The 1,184-nt window shown below is 80.5% G+C and carries 2 protein-coding genes; both read left to right on the forward strand.

The window, feature by feature from the left end:
• Positions 1-478: DUF6286 domain-containing protein (locus RKE29_RS29980; protein WP_312008856.1), on the forward strand; the 478-nt coding region annotated here is incomplete at its 5' end.
• Between the two features lie 7 nt (positions 479-485).
• Positions 486-1,082, forward strand: a complete 597-nt coding sequence (amaP, locus tag RKE29_RS29985) for an alkaline shock response membrane anchor protein AmaP (protein ID WP_312008857.1) — start codon at positions 486-488, stop codon at positions 1,080-1,082.
• The last annotated feature ends 102 nt before the right edge of the window (positions 1,083-1,184 follow it).

Raw genomic sequence — 1,184 nt, forward strand, 5'->3', positions numbered from 1 at the left:
GCTCGCCGACGAGCTGGCCACCCGGCCGCTGGACGACGCGTGGGTGCTGGGCGGCGCCGCGGGCGCCGTGGTGCTGGGGCTGTGGCTGCTGGCCCTCGCCGCGACGCCCGGGCTGCGCGCGCTGCTGCCGATGCGGCGGGACGCGTCCGCCCCGGCCGGCCCGCCGCCCGCCGGCCAGGCGGACGGGCCCGGCGAGCCGGACGCGGTCCGCCTGGCCCCCGAGGACATACGGGCCGGTATCGACCGGTCGGCCGTCGCCTTGGTCCTGCGGGACCGGGCCATGGAGGTGGCGGGCGTGCGGTCCGTGCGCGTGGACGTGAGCCGGCGCCGGGTCCGGGCCCGGGCGCGGTCGCACTTCCGGGACCTCGACGACGTACGGGCCGACCTGGCGGCGGTGCTGGGCGACGGCATCCGGCAGCTGGGCCTCGCCCGGCGGCCCCGCCTGTCGGTGGACGTACGACGGCCGGCGAAGGGATGAGGCGGCGATGCTGCGCACGGTGAACCGGGTGGTGCTGGGGGTCCTCGGCCTGGCGCTGGTGGTCCTGGGCGGCGCGGTGCTGGTCGCCGGGCTCGACCTCCAGCGGCGCTGGCACGTCGACCTGGGCTCCTGGTGGCCGTTCGACGGGCGGCACGACGTGCTGCTCAGCCGCGCCGACCGCACCCGCTGGCGACACGAGGACTGGTGGTGGCCGGCCGTGCTGGGCGGCCTGGGCCTGGTCGTGCTGCTCGCCGCCTGGTGGGCGCTCGCACAGCTGCGGCGCCGCCGACTGCGCGAGGTGCGCGTGGACACCGGCGACGGCGAGTCCGCCACGCTGCGCGCCCGGTCCCTGGAGGCCGTGGTCGCGGCCGAGGCCGAGCTGCTGGCGGGCGTGGACCGGGCGCACGTCAGGCTGGGCGGGCGGCGCACGGCGCCGGAGGCGCGGGTGGGTCTGCTGCTGGAAGCCCACGCCGAGCCGGCGGCGGCGCTGCGGCGGCTGCGCGCGGAGGCGCTGGAGCACGCGCGCGCGTCGGCGGGCCTGGCCCGGCTGCCCACCGAGGTCCGCATGCGGGCCGTACGCCACCGGGCCGAGCGCGTGACCTGACCCGTACCGGCGCCGCGGCGTCCGCCGGGCGCCGGTACGGCTGCGCGTCACCCTCCGGCCCGATCGCCCCGGCCGCGACCGGCCCTGCGGGCCCGCCCGGCC

It is taken from the genome of Streptomyces sp. B1866 (genome assembly GCF_031932565.1).
Lineage (GTDB): Bacteria > Actinomycetota > Actinomycetes > Streptomycetales > Streptomycetaceae > Streptomyces.

Excerpts from the sequence above, each read along its gene's own strand:
- amaP (WP_312008857.1), top strand. The coding sequence starts at position 486 with ATGCTGCGCACGGTGAACCGGGTGGTGCTGGGGGTCCTCGGCCTGGCG.